Genomic DNA, 19,552 nt, shown 5'->3' with positions numbered 1-19,552 from the left:
CGCGATCAGGATCCGGAGCCTAGCTTGGTGAGTGAACGCCCGCTATTGTAGGCCAAAAGTAGGTGAGTACTCACTTGTTAGTGGAGAGCCGATGGATCTGCTGCTGCGCGGGGCCTCGCTGGTCGACGGGACGGGGGCACCGGCCCGGCCCGCCGACGTCGCCGTCGAAGGGGACCGCATCACCGCGGTGCGCGACCCCGGCGAACTCGTCCCGGGACCGGGCACCGAGGTCGTCGACCTGGACGGGCTCGTGCTGGCGCCCGGCTTCATCGACGTCCACACCCACTACGACGCGCAGATCCTCTGGGACGCCGACCTCACGCCCTCCAGCTGGCACGGCGTGACCAGCGTCGTCATGGGCAACTGCGGCTTCGGCGTCGCCCCCACGCTCCCGGAGCACCGCGAGATCATCGTCCGCACGCTGGAGAACGTCGAAGGCATGTCGATGGAGGCGCTCGACGCCGGCATCGACTGGTGCTTCGAGACCTTCCCCGAGTACCTGGCCGCCATCGACGCGCGGCGCAAGCGCCTCAACGTCGGCGCCTTCCTCGGCCACACCCCGCTGCGCCTGTTCGTGACCGGGGGAGAGGAGCGCCCCGCCACGGCGGAGGAGGTCGAGACCATGAAGGGCCTCGTGCGCGAGGCCCTGGAAGCCGGGGCGATCGGCTTCTCGACCTCGCGGCAGCCCGCCCACCAGGGCGCCTTCGGCCGTCCGGTGCCCAGCCGCTTCGCCGAGACCGACGAGGTGGAGGCGATCGCCTCGGTCATGGGCTCGCTCGGCAAGGGCGTCCTGCAGGTGTCGATCGGCCCGGGGATGTTCATCGACCAGTTCTCCGAGATCGCCACCCGCCACGGCATCCCCGTCACCTGGACCGCACTGGTGGCGCGCGCCGACAAGCCCGGCGCCGCGCTGCGCGCGGTGGAGCGCGGCGCGGCCCTGCCCGGCGAGGTCTACCCGCAGATCGCCTGCCGCCCGATCGTCATGCAGATCGGCATGGCCGACCCCGTCCCGCTCGCCGAGATCGACGAGTGGAAGGAGGCACTGGCCCTGCCCCGCGCCGAACGGGCCGGCCTCTACCGGGACGCCGCGTGGCGGGAGCGCGCCCGCGAGGCGACGCTCAAGGCCTGGAGCCACCGCTGGCCCAAGACCAGCGTCGAGGAGACGGGCATCCACCACGACGCGGTCGGCGTCCCCCTCGACCGGCTGGCCGGGGAGCGGGGCACCACGCCCTTCGACCTGATGCTCGACCTCGCCCTGTCCGACGGCATGGCCACCCGCTTCCGTATCGTCCTGGACAACGACGGCGACGACGAGGTCGGCCGGCTCCTGGCCGACAAGCGCACCCTGCTGGGCCTCTCCGACGCCGGAGCGCACGCCACCCAGCTGTGCGACGCCTGCTACTCCACCCACCTGCTCGGACACTGGGTGCGCGAACGCGGCGCGCTCAGCCTGGAGGACGCCGTCTGGCGGCTGACCGGCCACCCCCACCAGGCGTTCCGCATCGCCGGGCGCGGCCTGGTCAGGGAGGGCTTCCACGCCGACCTCGTCGCGTTCGACCCCGCGACCGTCGGCACCACCCCCGTCGAACGCGTCCACGACCAGCCCGGCGGCGCCGACCGCCTCGTCGTGCGCAGCACCGGCGTCGAGCACATGTGGGTCAACGGAGTGGCCACCCGGACCGGCGGCGAGGAGATCGCCGACGTCGCCCCGGGCCGCCTCGTCCGCGGCTGAGACAGAACCGGCACCACCCGCCCCGAAGAGGAGACCCCCATGGCCGACGACGTCTACTACGACCCATATGACGTCGGGATCGACGCCGACCCGTACCCGGTGTACCGGAGGCTGCGGGAGGAGGCGCCCCTGTACTACAACGAGAAGCACGGCTTCTACGCGGTCAGCCGGTTCGACGACGCCGAGGCGGGCCTGAACGACACGAGGACCTTCATCTCGGGCCGGGGCGCGATCCTCGAGCTGATCAAGGCGGACATGGAGTTCCCGCCCGGCGTGATCATCTTCGAGGACCCGCCGCTGCACACCGTCCACCGCAAACTGCTCTCCGGCATCTTCACCCCCCGCAAGGTGCTCGCCCTGGAGCCGAAGATCCGCGACTTCTGCGCCCGCAGCCTGGACCGCCTGACCGGAGCCGACGGCTTCGACTTCATCGCCGACCTCGGCGCCCAGGTCCCCATGCGCACGATCGGCATGCTCCTGGGCATCCCCGAGGCCGACCAGGAGGCCATCCGCGACCGGGTCGACGACAACCTCCGCACCGAGGAGGGCAAGCCCATGGAACTCGACCTCGACTTCCTGGCGGGCGAGGCCTTCGGCCAGTACATCGACTGGCGCGCCGACAACCCCTCCGACGACATCATGACCGACCTGCTCCAGGCCGAGTTCGAGGACGAGACCGGTACCCGCCGAAGGCTGACCCGCGAGGAGATCCTCACCTACGTCACCGTGGTCGCCGGCGCCGGCAACGAGACCACCAACCGCCTCATCGGCTGGACCGGCAAGGTCCTGGCCGACCACCCCGCCCAGCGCCGCGAACTCGCCGCCGACCCCGCCCTCATCCCGGCCGCCATCGAGGAGCTCCTGCGCTACGAGCCCCCCGCCCACCACATGGCCCGCTACATGACCCGGGACGTGGAACTCCACGGCCAGGTCGTCCCCGCGGGCAGCTCCATGCTCTTCCTGACCGGCTCCGCCAACCGCGACGACCGCCGCTTCCCCGACGGCGACACCTTCGACATCCACCGCAGACCCGGCCAGACCCTCACCTTCGGCAAGGGCGCCCACTTCTGCCTCGGCGCCGCCCTCGCCCGCCTCGAGGGCCGCATAGTCCTGGAGGAGATCCTCAAGCGCTTCCCCGAATGGGAGGTCGACACCGCCGCCGCCGAACTCGCCCCCACCTCCACCGTCCGAGGCTGGGCAACCCTCCCGGTCCGCCTCCCCTGAACCGTTCGAAGGAAAGGCTCTCGAGAAGCCTGCCCTTCTTTCAGGAACGTGTGAGGACGGGCTCGCAGGTAAGCGGACTTACCCGTGGCGGCGGCCTGTCCTGACCGCGTGCAGGAAGGCTCGAAAAGCGGTTCTTTCGAACGCGTGCATGTGTGTGGAAGGGTTTTTGGAGTCGCGTACGCCGATCTTGCCGGACAGCTCTGCGACCTCTACGCAGTTGCCCCCCTCGTGGCTGCTGCGGCTGCTCTTGCGCCACTGCGGCTCAGAGCTCTGCCTCATAGTTCCTCCAACACGGTCCTGATCAAGACAAGGGAGTCGCTTTCCCGTAGGGCGTAGCCTTGAATCAGGTCAAACGTTACGGCGAATCCAGCCTTTCGGTCGTCTGCTCTGCGGCGGTCGAGGGTTCGTTGACCATCTGCATGATCGTTTGGATCGTGTCCGGGGTCTGGAACAGGCCGTTCAGAAGCAGTCCGCAGAACAGCTTGATGGATTCGGCTCCCGGCTCTCGCTCGCGGTACTCGGGGAATCCGGGCAGCAGGATCGGCGCATGGCCGGTGTCGCTGAGGTGCCCCCACAGCCGGACGAATGTTCCGCCTTCTCCGAAAATCGTGCTCCGCATGACCGGCCCCTCCTGGGAGCCCCTGTCATGGGCTCTGCCGCCACTTCGCGGGCGGTCGTGAAAGAAGCAGAAGTCGAGGTGCGCGACGGCCGATACACCTTGGACCAAGGGTAAAGGAAAATATTGCCGGTTGTGGACTTTTTGCCGGACCTTGTTCCCTTCCGGTTTGGCGGGGGCGGAAGATTGCGCGGTGTCCATACGGCGTCGGATCGTCATCGTTCTGTCGGTGGTGGCCATAGGGCTGTCGGTGACTGGGTTCGGCACGCTGGTCGTATACCTGGGCCTGGAAACGGCGGACCAGCTCGGCAGCGTGGTGGGTGCTTTCATGGGAACGGCCGGTCTGGTCGTGGCGGCGGTGGGCCTGTCGCAGGCGCAGCGTTCTCAGCGGGAGATCGCCGGTGTCAGGGGTGAACAACTGCTCGGGCCGGCCCAAGCGGCGCAGATCGCCTCCGCCATCCCCGTGCGGATACGGCACGGCCTTCCCTCCGACCTCATGGACTTCGTCGACCGGGAAGAAGAACTGGCGCGGATAGAAGGCAGCCCACGGCATACGGGTTCCGGCCCGCCCGCCGTCTGCACGATCAGTGGAATGGCGGGAGTCGGCAAGACCGTGCTCGCGGTGCGGGCCGCACACCGGATCGCGGGTGCGCACCCGGACGGCAGGTATTTCCTCAACCTGCACGCATGTAGCACGGATCGACCGCCGGTAACAGTGGAACGAGCGCTGGAGGCGCTGTTGGGCGCGCTGGGCATCCCGGCCCGGCAGATTCCCGAGACTCTGGAGGAGCGGGCTTCGCTGTGGCGCTCGGAGACCGCGGATTCCCGGATCCTGCTTCTTCTCGACAACGCCGCCGATGCCGACCAGGTGCTGGCTCTCCTTCCCTCCGGCCCGAGCACGGTGATCGTCACAAGCCGCCGCCGCATGGTCGTGGACGGGGGCTGCACCATAGTGCTGGGTACTTTCGACGACCGCGACGCCATCAGGCTCCTGACCCGGTCCACGGACCGGGAACGAGTGGCGGGCGCCGCAAACGAACTGCAGGACATCGCCTCTCGTTGCGGTCACCTGCCTTTGGCTCTGCGGCTCGTCGCCAGGCAGTTCGTCCTCCACCCCGCCTGGAGCGTCCAGGATCTGCTCGCAGAGCTGACTGCCGACCGATTTGGGCGTGAAGCGGTGCTAATGGGGCATGAAGTGCTGATGTCTGCTTTCGACCTTTCATATGAATCGCTCGATCAGGAGCAGAGACGTTTCCTGCGCAGGCTGGCGCTTCACCCCGACCATGACTTCGGAGTCCATGCCGCCGCCGCGCTCGACGGTGCGACGGTCGCCGAGGCCGCCGGGCGGCTGGACGCTCTCGTCGACCAGAACCTGCTCGAAGAACCCATGTACCGGCGCTACCAACTGCACGACCTCGTACGGGAGTACGCGAGGCACCGCGCGGGCGAGGACACACCCGGCGAGATCATCGCAGCCAGGAACCGGCTCATCGATTACTACACGGTGATGACGATCCGGGTCGACAGGATCATCAACCTTCTCGGCTTCCGGGACATGGAGGACGCGGTCGATATGAGTCCGGCGGTCCTGCCGTCGTTCTCCGACCACACGGAGGCCGTCGCATGGTTGGAGAACGAGCGGCCCACCGTGCACGCCTGCGTGGAACTTGCGGTGAACGCCGGTGAAGGAGCACGCGCCGCCCGTCTGGCCCGCGCCATGGCCTACTTCCTGCGGCTCAAGGGATACTGGACCGACGCAGCGGAACTGTGTCACAGAGCGGCGCGATGGTGCGATGAACTCGGGGACCGAGCCTGCGGCGCCGACATGAGGTTCCTCGAGGGCGACATCGCCCGGCTCACCTGCGACCACGAGAAGGCGTTGACGCTCTATCAGCAGGCGTTGAACATCTACAGGGAACTCGACGACGCGCACCACGAGGCGAGAGTCCTGCACTCCATCGGTGATCTGGAGCGCATGCAGCTGCGCTATGGCACCGCCATAGACATCTACGAGCAGGCCCTCGCCTCCTACCAGGGCGCGGGCAACCGCCTCGCAGAGGCACGCGCCAGGCACAGCATCGCGGACACGCACCGTCTCTCCGGCCGCGGGCCGGAAGCCGTGGACCATTACCAGGCCGTCCTTCCGGTCTACCGCGAACTGGGTGACGCGGTGGGTGAAGCACGCGTGCTGCACGGTATCGCGGACGTTCGGGTCATGTCCGGTCTCGGAGCTCGAGCTCTAGAGGATCTGCAAGGGATTCTTCTTACCTACCGCGAGCTGGGAGACCGGCTGGGGGAGGCCGACGCGCTGTACAGCTTGGGAGTCGCGTACGTAGAGACCGGCCAGGAGTCCACGGCTCTTTCCCATCTGGAGAACTGCCTGGACGTGTACAGAACGCTCGGAGACAAGCGCAAGGAAGCCGATACCGAAAGAGCTCTGGGAGACCTCTCCCTCGAGCTCGGCCGGCGGGACGAAGGAGTCCTTCATCTGCGGCGTGCCCTCGTTCTGCTGGAGGACGTCGCTTCGCCCCTGGCCGCAGAAGTGCGCTCGCGAATCGACCAGGCAGAGGGACCGCCTTGAGCGTGCGCCGTCCGGATGAGAGACATCGGTCGACTGTTCGGCGTCGATCGCTGCTTCTCCCGCGGCCATCGGCGGAAGCGCCATGTCAGAACCCCTGAACGGTTCGAGTTTCGCTTGATGACACGCCACCAGGAGTCCTTGCCCTTGGCCATGCATTGCTTCGCGGAAGTCGCGAAACGGGAGAACGGCAAAGAGAAAAGGGCCCGTTCTTGGCAAACGGGCCTGATCGCCCTCAGGTGAATCGGCGGAACGGTGAACTATCCGGTCTGAAATTATCCTTTCGTTGTGTGTCGGCTGAAGGGTGGACATGTCGCGGATCCGCTGTGTTCTGATGGTCATGCTGCTGGCGTTGGGAACGCCTGCCGGTCCGAGCACACCGTTCTTCCGGCGGCGAGCGAACGCGAAAGGAAGGCGCTCGCCGCCTTCCACGGCTGGACGGGGAACCGTACGAGCACCCGCCAGGAGCAGAGGACCGAGGTGCGCGACGAGCACAGGACGCTGAAGAGCCGGGAGACGACCGGGCTGATGGACTACCGCGCCAGGATCGGCCGGATCACCGGGACCAGCGCCGACCGCGGCGGCGACGGCACCCTGCGGACCTCACGGATCGAGACCGTCCTGAACGGCGACGACCAGTACACCCCGACCATCCGCCTGACTCCCGGCAGCCGTGGCGGGTCCTGGACGCCGTGGAATGGATCACCTGGACGAGCTACGAGCGCGCGCTCACCTACGTCCACGACGAAGGCACGACCACCGTGCGCGGACGTCCCGCCGGCAGGTTCACCGGCCTGGTCGACATGTTCCGCAAGCAGACCATCGCCCGCATGCCGGACCCCCACTGCCCCGCCGCCACCCTCGTGATCGACCTGTACCTCGACGAGACCACCGGCACCCTGCTCCGCTATGACCTGCGCCCCCTCCACACCGGCCCCACCACACGCGTCGCAGCCGGACTGACGTCCGACACCCTCATCACCTACACCGACTTCGGCGTTCCCGTCCCCGCCCCTGTGATCCCCGACCCCGCCACCGTCCAGCCCCGTTTCGACCCGAAACCCGGGACCGGGATCACCATGAGCGCCGACACCACCGTCCCGCCCGGCTGCTGACCGTTCGGAAAGAGCCGGCAGACCACCGCCCGCCCGCACCCTGGTCGCGACGAACCCGACCCGCGACCAGAGGACCCGCACACGAACCGGCAGTGGGAAACGCTCCGCACCCTCCACCCGTCCTGGCTGATCCGCCCCACGACACAGGGCACCGCCCTCATCGCCACCCGCCTCGGCCGCTCCCACCTCACCCCCGAGGAACTGACCGCGGGCCCGGCCATGACCCTCATCGAGGACACCTGCGAACTCCTCGCCGAAGCCCTGGCCGCCCAGACCGAGATCGAGGAGGCCCTGTGACCTCCCTGGGCGTCATCGGCACCGTCCTCCTGATCGCCGTCCTCGTCGCCGCACTCCATGACCTCTACTGCTCCGGCCGCCACCGCTGACCACACCGCCCGGAAGGCCGCACCTCCCAAGCACGGGCCGGGCGTTGTCAGAGGAGGCGGTTACCGTGCTGACCGTGAGATCACCTGACGAACTCGAGGCCGTCGACTGGGCGGCGCACTGGCACGCGTACGGCGACGCGGGCGGCGTTCCGGATCTGCTTCGAGAGCTGTACACCGGTGATCCGGGGCGCTACGACAAGGCCCTCGACGAGCTGGAATCCGCCCTTCTGCATCAGGGATCGGTCTATCCGGCCACCGTTGAGGCCGTGCCCTTCCTGGTGCATGTCGCCGTGCACGTTCCGTACCGGCGGGCGGAGGTGCTGGGGATGCTTGCGGGAGCGGCCGGGGAAGGCGAGCCTGCGTGCGGCGGATACGAGGAGATGGGGCGTGCTCTGGTGGGGTCCGCCATGCCGGCACTGTTGCCGTTCCTGCACGACGATGACGCCGACGTTCGGCGCGCCGTCATCCGCCTCGCGTCGATGACGGCCGGTGATGCCGTGCCGATCGTGCTGGAGTCGTTGGCTGGTCGGTACGCGGCGGATCCGGTGGCCGAGATCCGTGCGGATGTGCTGCTGGCGCTGACCTGCCTCGGCTTCTACCCAGAGGTCGGCCGCCTCCTGCACGAGGCCTTGGACGACCCGTCGCCCGCCGTACGCGCTGTGGCGGCGCTGACGCTGCTGGAGAAGGAGGGCGCACCGCATACCCCGGCGCTCGTGGAGGTCTTGGCCGAGGCGGGAAGCCATTCCGGAACGGTGTGGGATCGGGGGCCGTTCCCCGGGCTCGGCTTCATCCGGGACCGCATGGACGAGGTGCTCGACGAAGACCCCGACAGCACGCTGGCGGTGGCACGCCGGTGGATAGACGAAGGCGATCACGACGGCTGCGGCTCCGACATGGCCGGGCGGCTCGCCGCCATGTGGCGGGACCGGGAGGACGAGGCCGTGGAACTCCTCGGCCTGGCCCTGGAACGGAGGGCGGATTCGCGGACACTGAAGACGCTGGCGCGCTGGACACCGCGCACCGTCCGGCCACCGCGCACCGCGCTGGCCGACGTCCTGCTCGCGTACTCCCGCAGCGAGGACGGGGAAGCGGCTCACGTGGCCCAGTTCGCCCTCGGCGGTTTGGGCGACGAGCGCCTGCTCACCGAAGTGCCCGCCCCGCGCCCCGCCGCACTGGCCGTCCTCGCCGCCCGTACCGGCCGGCTCGATCACCAGCGGATCGCCCTCCGCGCGGCCGTCCCCGGCGCGCACGTGCCGTGGAGCCCGATCTGGGAGGGAGACCAGCTGGACGCGGTCCTGGCCGTGCTCACGCCTGAAGCGGTCGCCGTGCTGCTGCCCGAGCTCAAGGAACTGCTGCGCGCCCGCCGCGTCTCCGCCCGGACCGTCAGACGATTCGGCGGCTGGGGCGTGGTGGACGCCGAACTCGCCGTACTGCTCGGCGAGATCGCCCGGGACGGTGCCGAGGAACTCGCGGTCGCCGCGGCGGTCGCGGCGGCCCGCTCGGGCGGGCCCGTGGAACCGGCCATCGTTCTGCTGGAGGAGCGGCTGGCCCTCTCCACGAATCACCGGTTCCTGGAGGACACCGCGCTTCTCGGTCCCGCCGGAGCACCCCTCCTGCCACGTGTCGAAAGGTTCCTCGGTCATTCCTACGAGTGGGCTCGCCTGCACGCCGCCGACGCGCACCGCAGGATCACCGGCGACCCACACGCCTGTGCCGTCCCGGTCCTGACCGGGTTGGCCGGTCCCTCGCCGGTCGGCATACGTGCGCTGGAGGGGCTGCTGGAGACCGAGGTTGTTTCCGAGGGAATCCGCCCCCATCTCGATGAGTGGGCGCATTCCCGGCGTCGCACCGTCGAAGACGAACCGTGTTTCTCGACCTCCCTCGTCCCCGACGACGATCGTCTTCGTGCTCTCTCACTGGCGTTGCTCGGACTCTCGTAAGCCTGGGGAGCGCCTTCGGAGTCAGCCTCGGACCGGGGGTTCCAGGTTGTAGAGCTTTGTCGCCGTGTGCTGGAGGACCTTGCCGATGGTGTCCTCCGGGAGGCCGCCGAGGGCGGTTTCCATGACGTCGCGGGGGCTGGGGGACTCGGAGGCGGGGCCGGGGGAGAGGCTGGTGGCGTGGGGGAAGTCGGTCTCGAACATGAGGTTGTCGCCGAGCTGGTCGATGACGGAGCGGACGGACTGGCGTTCGAACCAGAACATGCCGTAGATCTGGCGCTTCATGTACTCGCTGGGCAGGAGGCGGTCGGGGTAGTCCTTGTGGGCGCCGACGTTCAGCCACTGCCAGTCCATGGTCTCGCTGAAGAACGGGAGCCAGCCGGCGCCGTTCTCGACGGAGACGAACTTCAGGTCCGGGTAGCGGTGGCAGACGCCGGTCAGGACCACTTCGGCGATGTTCTGGGCGTTGCCGAGCAGGACGAGGGAGCTCTCGCGGGTGAAGTCCTCCTTCTTGGACTGGTCGACGGCGCCCTTGAGGTCCTCGTCGCTGGCGAGGAAGCCGACGTGGAAGTTCATGCTGAGGTTCATCTCCTGGGCCTGGCCCAGCAGCGGCTCCCAGTAGTCGTCGATGAGGCGGGGGAGGCCGACCTTGTCGTAGCGGGCGGCGAACAGGACGCCCTTGTGGCCCATCTCGTGGGCGCGCTTCATCTCGGCGACGGACTCGTCGATGTCCCAGAACGGGAGCATCATCATGGGGATGAGGCGCTTGGGGTCGGCGGAGCAGAACTCGGTGACCCAGTCGTTGTAGGCCTTGACGCACAGGGTCGCCAGTTCGCGCGGCATCTGGTTGAGGAACCGGTGGCTGTGGAAGCCGACGATGTTCGGATACATCACCTGGTAGTGGACGCCCACCCGGTCGTTGTAGGCCAGGCGCTCCTTGGGGTCGATCGCGGCGGGCAGCGCCTCCGACAGGCGCTTGGGGTGCGATGGGGGGAACTCGGCCCAGCCCGCCTGGGCGAAGGCGCCCACGCCGTACAGCTTGTGGTCGCCGATGTACCAGACGTCCTCCTGCCGCCGCTCGTGGAACCGCACGTGCGGGACGAGGTCGCCCCACCTGGACGTCGGGATGCGGGACGTCCACAGGTCGGCGGGTTCGATGATGTGGGAGTCGACGTCGGCGACCGCGTAACGCTCGCACAGCGCGGTCTCGGTCGCGTCCTGGTCGGCCATGCGCGGGGGCTCCTTCTGCGTCCGACTAAGAGAGTGTGTGCTCACTTACATTAGGCTCGAGGCTGCGCGCGCGCAACGGGTCAGGCCTGCGGGTCGGGGACGCCGCGCAGATGCGGGGCCATCATCAGCGGTGTCACGCTGAGCACCCCGGAGTCCACCGGCAGGACGGCACCCGTGATCCACCGCGCCTCGTCGCTCGCCAGGAAGGCGGCGGCCCAGCCGACGTCCCAGCCGTCGCCGGGCGTCCCCAGCAGGCCCGCCTCGCTGCGCATCGTGTTCATGAACTCCGCGCGCGGGCCCGGCGCGGAGACCGACATGACCATCGGCGTGGTGATGTGCCCGGGTGCGACGGCGTTGACCCGGACGCCCTGGCGGCCGTGCGCGTACGCCATGTCGACGGTCATGGCGATCAGACCGCCCTTGGCCGCCGAGTAGGCGACCGTGCCGTCGCCGCGCAGGGCCGAGATCGACGAGATGTTGACGATCGAGCCCGCCCCCTGGGCGGCCATCACCGGCACGGCGTGCTTGGAGGCCAGGAACGCGGTGCGCAGGTTGATGTCGAAAGCCCGGTCCCAGTCCTCCTCGGAGGTGTCGACGACCGTCCCCAGCGCGGCGCGGCCGATGTTGTTGACCAGGATGTCGACCGTCCCGAACGCCTCGACGGCCACGGCGACCATCTCCTCGCAGTCGGCGGACAGGGAGACGTCGCCGGAGAAGACCTCGGCCCGGCCGCCCTCCGCCTCGATGAGCTTGCGCGTCTCCTCGGCGCGCTCGGCGTACAGGTCGACGAGCAGCACGCTCGCGCCCTCCCGGGCCAGCACGACCGCCGTCGCCTTCCCCGTGCCGATCCCCGGGCCGGGCGTCGAACCCGCCCCCGTCACGATCGCGGCCTTGCCCTCGACCCGGCCTCTGCGCTCCACCATGGAATCCCTTTCGCTCGTGTGATGAGTCCTGCTACCAGCGCGTCAGCAGCGCCGCGCCCGCCTCGATGCCGCCGACGCTGGTCACCGCGGCGACCTCGGCGCCCTCGACCTGCCTCGCGCCCGCCTCGCCGCGCAACTGCCGCACCGCCTCGGCGGTGTGCCCGAAGGCCGCGTGCAGGCGGCCGCCGGACAGCTGGCCGCCCCAGGTGTTGAGCGGCAGCTCTCCACCGAGGGAGATGCGCTTGCCGCCCTCCACGAAAGCCCCGGCCTCGCCCGGCCCGCAGAAGCCCATGGCCTCCAGCCACCAGACGGCCTCGATGGTGAAACCGTCGTAGAGCTGGGCGGTGTCCACGTCACCGGGACGCAGGTCGGTGCGCGCCCACATCGCCGCCGCCGCGCCGTACCCGACCCGCCCCATGTCCTCCCACTGCTCCCATGACGGACGCCCCTCCACGACTCCGGCCATCGCCTCGACGCGGACGGGGGCGCGCAGGTCGGGCGCGGTCTCGGCCGCGGAGACGACGACGGCGGTGGCCCCGTCGGCGGGCACGTCGCAGTCGTACAGGCACATCGGCGTCGAGATCATGCGCGCGGCGAGGTAGTCCTCGACGGACAGCGGCGACCGGTAGACGGCGTCCGGGTTGAGGGCGGCGTGCGCCCGCTGCGTCACCGGGATCCAAGCGAGCTGCTCGCGGGTGACCCCGTACTCGTGCATGTAGCGGGTGGCGTAGGGGGCGATCTGGCAGACGGGCGACAGCATGCCGACGGGCAGCAGCCAGGCCAGCGGACCCTCCGCGACGGGCTTGGTCGACCCGTATGCCGGACGGCCGCCGGCGTTGCGGGCGGCGCTGCCCTCCTTCACCGTCCGCCAGATGACGGCGTGGCGGGCCTGCCCGGTGGCCACCGCCTGCGCGGGGCCGTAGAAGGGCAGCGCCATGCCCTCGTTGAGGCCCTGCCGCCAGGTCGTCGTGATCCGCAGCGCGTCCTGGACCTCGTAGAGGTTGCCGTTGGCGTAACCGGGCAGGTTGGCCGCGCCGCCGCCGGGGAACATGGCGAGGCCGTCGATGTCGTCGACGGCCAGACCCGCGTCGGCGACCGCCGCGAGGACGGCGTCGAGCGTGAGCTGGAAGCCGGACCGGTCGACCTGGCGGCCGATCGCGGACTGGCCGACACCGGAGATCACGACCCGGCGTTCGAAGAGGTCGGTGCCCAAGAGGGGAGTCTCCGTTCAGCTCGCGGCGATGAAGCTGGGGACGGCGAAGCCGCCGGGGCCCGGCTCGAAGCCGATCTCGACGGCCATGCCGACGGCGGCGTCCTCGGGCGGGCAGCCCCGCAGCCGTCCGGCCACCCGCACGCCGGGACGGCCGGGGAACTCCACGAGGACGACGGCGTAGGGCACCTCGAGGCCGGGGAGCCAGCGCTGGTGGTTGACGGTGAGGCTGTAGACCTCGCCGCGGCCGGTGACCTCGCGGAACCCGGTGTCCCTGGACCGGCACGAGCGGCAGATCCCGCGCGGCGGGAACGACTCGGCGCCGCAGGCCGGGCAGTGCTCGACGAGCAGGCGGCCCTCCCGCGCCGCGGTCCAGAACGGCTCGGTCTCCTCGGTGACGGCGGGCGGTATCCCGGTCGTCGCGTCCATGTACGTTCGGCCTCCGGTGGGGGAGAATGTCATTCTCTTACTACTACATAAAAAAGTGAGCGTTTGCTATCTTCGGGTCGGTGCGGCCGGAGCGGACCGGACGCCGGGAGGCCTAAGGAGACGCGGTGCCAGGCGATCGCATCACCCTCGGGGCGGCGGCGATCCCCGAACCCGACCGCGACTGGCTGGCGGCGGTCGAGCGGCTCCCGGTCGCGTCGGTCTGGCAGGGCGGCCACGTCCTGCCGCCGAGCGGGACCGGCGAGGCGATCACCCGGCTCGCCCTGCTGACCGCCTGGACCGAGCGGGTGCGGGTGGGCACCGCCGTCCTCCTCCTGCCCCTCTACCAGCCGGTGCTCGCCGCCAAGCAGCTCGCCGACCTCGACTCCCGCTCCGGCGGCCGGGTCACCGTGGGCGTGGGCGTCGGCGGGGAGTTCCGCCACGAGTTCGAGGCCGTCGGCGTGCCCGTGAGCGAGCGCGGCGCCCGCACCGACGAGGGGATGGCGATCCTGCGCAAGCTCTGGAAAGGCGGCCCGGTAAGCCACCACGGCAGGTTCCACTCCTTCGACGACCTGGAACTACGCCCGGTGCGCCCGCCGGGAGCACCGGCATCCGCGATGCGACCGGGCGGCCCGCCGCTCGTCGTCTCCGGCCGCAAGGCACCCGCCATGCGCCGTGCCGCCCGCCTCGGCGACGGCTGGATGCCCTACCTCGTCTCCCCGGACGCCTACGCCCGCTCCGTGCAGACCATCGAGGAGGAGGCGCGCACGGTCGGCCGGGACCTGGCGGACTTCGCATGGATGGCGTACGTCTACTGCTCCATCCGCGCCGACGGCGACCGGGCCCGCGACGACGTCGTCGGCTTCCTCGGCTCCGCCTACGGCGACAAGCCCGGTGCCATGCTCGACAGGATCGCCCCCGCCGGCACTCCCGAGGAGGTGGCCGCGCGCCTCCAGGCCTACGTCGACGCGGGCGCCCGGCACATCGTCATCTCCCCGGCGGCCCACGAGAACACCCTCGAAGTCGTCAGGCTCGCCGCCGAAGAGGTCCTCCCGCGCCTGTCCGTCCCCGCTTCGGTGAGGTGATGTCGTGAACGCTCCTTCCGCCGCACGCCCGTGTACGGGACTGTCCGTCGTCGAGGTGGCCGCCGGTGTCAGCGACCTGGGACTCGGTCTCGCCGGGGGAGTGCCGGGCCTGCTGCTCGCCGACCTCGGCGCCCGGGTGACGCGCGTGACGGGCACGCGTCCCGCGCCCATCGACGCCGACGTGCCCTGGGGCCGGGCCTGGCACCGCGACAAGCGGATCGTCGCCACCGACGACCCGGACGAGATCCTCGCGCTGCTGCGCACAGCCGACGTGGCGCTGGTCTACGGCCCGGAGGAACTCGTGGAACGGCGCGGCCTGGGCTACCGCGACCTGGCGGAGGCGAACCCGACGCTGGTGTACGCGCGGTGCCGGTCCGGCCGTACGGCCAAGGGCACGACGGCCGACTACGGGCTCCTGGTCGAGGCCGCCGCCGGATTCTGCACCCAGCTCGACGGGCACCGGCCGGGCCCGGTCTTCGTCGACGTGCGGGCGCCCGGCATCGGCGCGGCGTCCCTGCTGACGGTCTCGGTGCTCGGGCTGCTGCGACGGCGTGTGCTGAAGGGCGAGGGCGGCTGGGCCGAGACCTCCCTGTACGACGGGATGCTCGCCACGCTCGGCTGCATGATCGGCCGGTCGGAGCGGGCGGCACCCGAGATCGAGGGGTACTGGGAGAAGGGCTCCACCTTCCCCAACTTCCTCTACCGCTGCGCCGACGGCGAGCTCGTCCAGGTGTGGTTCGGCGGCAAGGGCATGTACGCCGCGCTCATCGGGGTGCTCGGGGACGAGCCCAGCGAGGAGGGCTACTACACCGACCAGATGACCGGGAGGCTCGGCGTCCGCGCCGAGCGGTGGGTCTCCCTGTTCGCGAAGAAGCCACGCGACGCGTGGATCGCCGAGCTCCGCGAGGCCGGAGTGGCGTGCGAGCCGGTCTTCGGCCCCGGCGAGGCGCTGGCGGACCCGCACCTGAAGGAGATCGGGCTGGCCGTCGACCGCACCGACGGCAAGCACCACGACACCGTCCTCGGCTCACCGATCTCCCTCACCTCCCTCAGCGAGGAGAAGCCCGCCGGGCGCCGGACGACCGGCGGAGAGCGGGGACTGCTGTCGGGTCTGCGCGTCGCCGACTTCTCGGCGTTCGTCGCGGGCCCGCTGGCCGCCGAGGTCCTCGCCGACCTCGGCGCGGACGTCGTCAAGATCGAACCGCCCGGAGGCGAGGCCATGCGGGCCGCCGCCTACGCCATCGCGGCGTGCCAGCGCGGCAAACGCAGCCTGGCTCTCGACATCGGAGCACCCGAGGCGCGGCCCGTGGTGGAGAAGCTGCTGGCGTGGGCCGACGTCGTGGTGCACAACTTCCGGGTCGGCGTGGCCGAACGGCTGGGCATCGGCGCGCAGGACGTCGCCCGGCTGAACCCGGGCGCGGTGTACTGCCACGCCAGCGCCTTCGGCGACACCGGCCCCCGCGCCCGCCTCCCCGCCAACGACGCGCTCATGCAGGCCGTCACCGGGTTCGAGCGGGCGGTCGGCGGTGAGGGCAACGACCCGATCGCCGCCACCTGGATCCCCGTCGACATGGCGGGCGGGTGGACGGCGGCGGCGGGCATCATGGCCGGGCTGTACGCCAGAGCCGCCGACGGCCGGGGCCGCCGCGTGGTGACGAGCCTGCTCGGAGCCGGGATGCTGACGCACAGCGGCGTCTTCATCAGGGACGGCGAGCCGGTGCCCGGCCCCGGGCTCGACGCGGAGCAGACGGGATACGGACCCGGCTACCGCATCTACGAAGCCGGTGACGGCGCCTGGTTCGCGCTGGTCGTCCCGGACGCGGACGGCTGGCGGCGGCTGGGGTCGGAGGTCGGCGAACTCCCGGAGACGTACGCGCCGCTGCGCGGCGGAGCCGCCGACGCCGCCGCCCGCGAGGCGGAAGCCGTCCTGGAGGCGGCCTTCGCCGCCGAGCCCGCGGCCGTGTGGACCGACCGGCTGCGCGGTCTCGGCCTGCTCGTCGAGCCCATCGAGCCCCTGGACCGCGACGGGTTCCGCCGGACGGTCCTCGACGATCCCGTGAACCGCCGGATCGGCCGGGTCATCGCCTACGAGACCGCGGACTGGGGCCGCTTCGAACAGATCGGTCCGCTCCTGCGCTACGGACCCGGCCCGGCGGAAGGCCCGAGGCCGATGCTTCCGCGCGTCGGCGAGCACACCGTGGAGGTCCTCGCCGAACTGGGCCTGTCCCGCTGGGAGACCGAGGCGATACTGGCGGCCAAGGCCGCCCGGCAACTGGACGAGGAGCGGCCGTGAACGGGGCGAAGGACGCGGCCGGGCTGGTCCGCGAGATGAACGGCCGCTTCACGGCCGGCGATCTCGAGGCGGCCTTCGCCCTGCTGCACCCGGACTTCCGCATCCAGCAGCCCGCCTCGCTGCCGCACGGCGGCTGGCACCACGGCCGTGCGGGCATGGCCGAGATGGGCGTGCTCTTCGCCCGCCACTGGGACCGCACGATCACCGGCCCCCGCGTCCTGGACGGCGGCGAGCAGGCCGTCCAGGTCACCACCCAGACCTGGACGGCCAAGGCCACGGGCCGCTCGGCCACGGTCGACGTCGTCGAGCTGTTCACCGCCGCCGACGGCCTCATCCGGGAGATCCGGGTGTTCCAGCAGGACACCCACGCCCTGCTGGCCACCCTGGACGGGCCGCCGCGTTCTTGACAGGCGGACGGGCACGATGGACCATAGTAAATGGTTACTCACTTACTTAATTCGATCTCGGCAGTGGACGGTCCGGAGGTTGCACGGCGATGGATTACCCGTTGATCGATGCCGATGGGCACTACTACGAGCCCGACGACTGCTTCACCCGCCACATCGAGCCGCGTTTCCGGGACGAGACGGTGCGGGTCAGGCGGGGGCCCGACGGGCTCGGCCGGATCTTCCTGCGGGAGGGGCGCACGTTCATGAGCGTGATGCCGGGGGACCACGCCTCGGCCCCCGGCGCGCTGCAGGGCCTGTTCGTGGGCGGGGTGTCCGACGGGTTCACCCACCGCGAGGTCATCAACGCCCGGGACCACCCGGAGTTCACCGAGCGGGGCGCCCGCCTGGCGCTGATGGACGAGCAGGGCGTCGAGGCGACCGTCATGCTCCCCACCATGGGCGTCGCCGTGGAGAACGACATGCGCGACGACGTCGAGCTGACGTATGCGAGCCTGCGCGCGTTCAACCGCTGGCTGGAGGAGGACTGGGGCTACGGGGACGACGGACGGATCTTCGCGGTGCCCATGCTCTCGCTCCTGGACGTCGAGCATGCCGTGGCCGAGCTGCTCCGGGTGATCGGCGCGGGCGCGCGCCTGGTCCACCTGTGCCCGGGACCGACCGGCGGCAGGTCGCCCGCGGACCCGGTCTTCGACCCGTTCTGGGACACGGTGTCCCAGGCCGGGATCCCGGTCGTCTTCCACGTCTCCAACAGCGGCTACCAGCACTTCTACGGCAGGCTGTGGTCGGAGGACCCCGCCAACCCCTCGCACCGGCAGTCCCCGCTGCAGTGGGCGCTGTGCAACACCGAGCGCCCGCTGGTGGACACCCTCACCGCGCTGGCGCTGCACAACCTCTTCGGCCGCCACCCCGAGGTGAAGATCCTCTCCATCGAGAACGGGTCGAACTGGCTGAGGCACCTGATGAAGACCGTCGACAAGGCGGCGGCGCTGGGACGGCGCGGCCCCATGATCGGCGGACGGCTCCCGGACCGCCCCAGCGAGGCGCTGGCCGAGCACCTGTGGATCTGCCCGTTCCCCGAGGACGACGTGCACGAGCTCCTCGGGCTCATCGGGCCCGACCACGTCCTGTTCGGCTCGGACTACCCCCACCCCGAAGGGCTCCGGGAGCCGCGCGACTACGTTCCCCGGCTGGACGGCTGCCCGCCGGAGGTCGCGCGCAAGGTGCTGCGCGGCAACACCGCCGGGCTGCTCGGGCTGCGCGACCACTCCCCGGTGGGGGCGTGACGTGAAAGTGGCCATCGCCTACGAGGCGGGCGCACCGCCCGTGGTGGAGGACCTGCCCGTACCGGCCGTCGGCCCGCGGGACGTCCTGGTGCGGATCGCCGCGAGCGGCATCTGCCACACCGACCTCAACGTGCTCGAAGGCAGGTCGGCGCTGCCGCTGCCGATCGCGCTGGGCCACGAGGGCTGCGGGACCGTCGAGGAGGTCGGCCCCGAGGTGCGGCGCGCCAGGGTCGGAGACCGCGTCCTGGCGTCGGTGGCTCCCGCCTGCGGCACCTGCTGGCAGTGCGTCAACGGCATGTCCAACCAGTGCGAGCTCAACCCGCTGGTGAAGGCGGCGCCGCGCTTCGACCTCCCGGACGGCGGGCGGGCCGCCGCGGTCTGCGGCTGCGGGACGTTCGCCGAGGCGATGGTCGTCCACGAGGCCTCGGTCGTCCCCGTCGAGACCGACCTGCCCGACGAGCAGCTCGCCCTCCTCGGCTGCGGCGTCACCACGGGCCTGGGCGCGGTGTTCAACACCGCCGCCGTCACCCCGGGCTCCAGCGTCGCGGTGATCGGCTGCGGCGGGGTCGGGCAGGCGGCGGTCCAGGGCGCCCGCATCGCCGGAGCCGCGGTCATCATCGCCGTCGACCCCGCGCCCGGACGGCGGGAGGCGGCCCTCCTGGCCGGCGCGACCCACGCCGTCGACCCGGCCGGGGGCGACCCGGTGGCGCGGGTGCGGGAACTGACCGGCGGCCGGGGCGCCGACTACACCTTCGAGGCGGTCGGCCGCCCCGAGCTCATGGTCCAGGCCTTCGAGATGGCGCGCGGCCACGGCACGGTGACGCTGGTCGGCATGCCCCCGGTCGGCTCGGTCCTGGCGATCCCCGCGATCCAGGCGGTGTTCTCGGGCAAACGGCTGGCCGGCTCCGCCCTCGGCGGCGCCCAGATCCTGCGCGACTTCCCGCGGTTCATCCGCCTCGCCGAGTCCGGACGGCTGGACCTCGGCTCGATGGTCTCCCAGCGCGTCGGGCTCGACGAGATCGCCCGCGGCATCGACCTGGTGTCCCGCGCCGAAGGCGTCCGCACCGTCGTCATCTGACAACCAGCGAACCTGAGAAGAGGCCG

At 70.8% G+C, this 19,552-nt stretch carries 16 protein-coding genes; 10 read left to right on the top strand and 6 right to left on the bottom strand.

Features of this window, described 5'->3' with window-relative positions; genetic code table 11:
* The first annotated feature begins 91 nt into the window (after positions 1–91).
* Together C2865_RS13350 and C2865_RS13345 are read left to right on the top strand one after the other, a co-directional pair.
* Positions 92–1,732 (top strand): N-acyl-D-amino-acid deacylase family protein, encoded by a 1,641-nt coding sequence (locus tag C2865_RS13350; RefSeq protein ID WP_106398787.1) that lies wholly within the window; start codon positions 92–94, stop codon positions 1,730–1,732.
* A 39-nt stretch (positions 1,733–1,771) separates the two neighbouring features.
* Positions 1,772–2,956 (top strand): cytochrome P450, encoded by a 1,185-nt coding sequence (locus C2865_RS13345; RefSeq protein ID WP_106398786.1) that lies wholly within the window; start codon positions 1,772–1,774, stop codon positions 2,954–2,956.
* Between the two features lie 78 nt (positions 2,957–3,034).
* Here the strand turns inward: C2865_RS13345 and C2865_RS13340 are convergent, their stop codons facing one another.
* Both C2865_RS13340 and C2865_RS39355 read right to left on the bottom strand, forming a co-directional pair.
* Positions 3,035–3,235: a DUF397 domain-containing protein gene (locus C2865_RS13340; protein ID WP_106398785.1), complete on the bottom strand. Its 201-nt coding sequence runs from the start codon at positions 3,233–3,235 to the stop codon at positions 3,035–3,037.
* A gap of 76 nt (positions 3,236–3,311) precedes the next feature.
* On the bottom strand, positions 3,312–3,773 hold the full coding sequence (locus C2865_RS39355; RefSeq protein ID WP_198653301.1) for a hypothetical protein: 462 nt from the start codon (positions 3,771–3,773) through the stop codon (positions 3,312–3,314).
* On the opposite strand from C2865_RS39355, the gene C2865_RS13330 reads away from it, so the two are divergent.
* The 3 genes from C2865_RS13330 to C2865_RS13320 all read left to right on the top strand — a co-directional run bounded on the left by C2865_RS13330 (position 3,766) and on the right by C2865_RS13320 (position 9,591).
* Complete coding sequence (locus tag C2865_RS13330) at positions 3,766–6,153, top strand: ATP-binding protein (protein WP_198653300.1); 2,388 nt, start codon at positions 3,766–3,768, stop codon at positions 6,151–6,153. The genes C2865_RS39355 and C2865_RS13330 overlap by 8 nt on opposite strands.
* Positions 6,154–6,842: 689 nt before the next feature.
* A complete protein-coding gene (locus tag C2865_RS13325) occupies positions 6,843–7,265 on the top strand; it encodes a hypothetical protein (RefSeq protein WP_106398782.1) in 423 nt (140 codons plus the stop codon).
* 460 nt (positions 7,266–7,725) lie between these two features.
* Entirely contained in the window at positions 7,726–9,591 is a 1,866-nt protein-coding gene (locus tag C2865_RS13320; protein ID WP_157963690.1) for a hypothetical protein, read from the top strand.
* Positions 9,592–9,612: 21 nt separating this feature from the next.
* Here C2865_RS13320 and C2865_RS13315 read toward each other — a convergent pair whose 3' ends face one another.
* From C2865_RS13315 to C2865_RS13300, 4 genes are all read right to left on the bottom strand, one after another.
* Entirely contained in the window at positions 9,613–10,818 is a 1,206-nt protein-coding gene (locus C2865_RS13315; protein ID WP_106398780.1) for an amidohydrolase family protein, read from the bottom strand.
* 80 nt (positions 10,819–10,898) lie between these two features.
* Positions 10,899–11,741, bottom strand: a complete 843-nt coding sequence (locus tag C2865_RS13310) for an SDR family NAD(P)-dependent oxidoreductase (protein ID WP_106398779.1) — start codon at positions 11,739–11,741, stop codon at positions 10,899–10,901.
* A gap of 31 nt (positions 11,742–11,772) precedes the next feature.
* Positions 11,773–12,954: a thiolase family protein gene (locus tag C2865_RS13305; protein ID WP_106398778.1), complete on the bottom strand. Its 1,182-nt coding sequence runs from the start codon at positions 12,952–12,954 to the stop codon at positions 11,773–11,775.
* A 15-nt stretch (positions 12,955–12,969) separates the two neighbouring features.
* Complete coding sequence (locus tag C2865_RS13300; RefSeq protein WP_106398777.1) at positions 12,970–13,380, bottom strand: Zn-ribbon domain-containing OB-fold protein; 411 nt, start codon at positions 13,378–13,380, stop codon at positions 12,970–12,972.
* A 125-nt stretch (positions 13,381–13,505) separates the two neighbouring features.
* Between C2865_RS13300 and C2865_RS13295 the strand changes: the two genes are divergently transcribed.
* From C2865_RS13295 to C2865_RS13275, 5 genes are all read left to right on the top strand, one after another.
* Positions 13,506–14,462 (top strand): LLM class flavin-dependent oxidoreductase, encoded by a 957-nt coding sequence (locus C2865_RS13295; RefSeq protein WP_106398776.1) that lies wholly within the window; start codon positions 13,506–13,508, stop codon positions 14,460–14,462.
* A gap of 4 nt (positions 14,463–14,466) precedes the next feature.
* Positions 14,467–16,755, top strand: coding sequence for a CoA transferase (locus tag C2865_RS13290; protein ID WP_106398775.1), 2,289 nt, complete (start codon positions 14,467–14,469; stop codon positions 16,753–16,755).
* Entirely contained in the window at positions 16,752–17,162 is a 411-nt protein-coding gene (locus C2865_RS13285; RefSeq protein WP_198653299.1) for a nuclear transport factor 2 family protein, read from the top strand. The genes C2865_RS13290 and C2865_RS13285 overlap by 4 nt, the downstream gene beginning before the upstream one ends.
* Positions 17,163–17,263: 101 nt before the next feature.
* A complete protein-coding gene (locus C2865_RS13280) occupies positions 17,264–18,448 on the top strand; it encodes an amidohydrolase family protein (protein WP_198653298.1) in 1,185 nt (394 codons plus the stop codon).
* Between the two features lies 1 nt (position 18,449).
* Positions 18,450–19,526 carry a Zn-dependent alcohol dehydrogenase gene (locus C2865_RS13275; protein ID WP_106398773.1) on the top strand — a complete coding sequence of 359 codons (1,077 nt, stop codon included), beginning with the start codon at positions 18,450–18,452 and terminating at the stop codon, positions 19,524–19,526.
* The last annotated feature ends 26 nt before the right edge of the window (positions 19,527–19,552 follow it).

The sequence above is a fragment of the Actinocorallia populi genome, from assembly GCF_002995495.1.
Lineage (GTDB): Bacteria > Actinomycetota > Actinomycetes > Streptosporangiales > Streptosporangiaceae > Actinocorallia > Actinocorallia populi.
The sequence above is the reverse complement of the archived record's forward strand: the minus strand, read 5'-3'. Positions and strand labels throughout refer to the sequence as shown.

Excerpts from the sequence above, each read along its gene's own strand:
- C2865_RS13300 (WP_106398777.1), bottom strand. The coding sequence starts at position 13,380 with ATGGACGCGACGACCGGGATACCGCCCGCCGTCACCGAGGAGACCGAG.
- C2865_RS39355 (WP_198653301.1), bottom strand. The coding sequence starts at position 3,773 with ATGGACACCGCGCAATCTTCCGCCCCCGCCAAACCGGAAGGGAACAAG.
- C2865_RS13310 (WP_106398779.1), bottom strand. The coding sequence starts at position 11,741 with ATGGTGGAGCGCAGAGGCCGGGTCGAGGGCAAGGCCGCGATCGTGACG.
- C2865_RS13315 (WP_106398780.1), bottom strand. The coding sequence starts at position 10,818 with ATGGCCGACCAGGACGCGACCGAGACCGCGCTGTGCGAGCGTTACGCG.
- C2865_RS13350 (WP_106398787.1), top strand. The coding sequence starts at position 92 with ATGGATCTGCTGCTGCGCGGGGCCTCGCTGGTCGACGGGACGGGGGCA.
- C2865_RS13340 (WP_106398785.1), bottom strand. The coding sequence starts at position 3,235 with ATGAGGCAGAGCTCTGAGCCGCAGTGGCGCAAGAGCAGCCGCAGCAGC.
- C2865_RS13345 (WP_106398786.1), top strand. The coding sequence starts at position 1,772 with ATGGCCGACGACGTCTACTACGACCCATATGACGTCGGGATCGACGCC.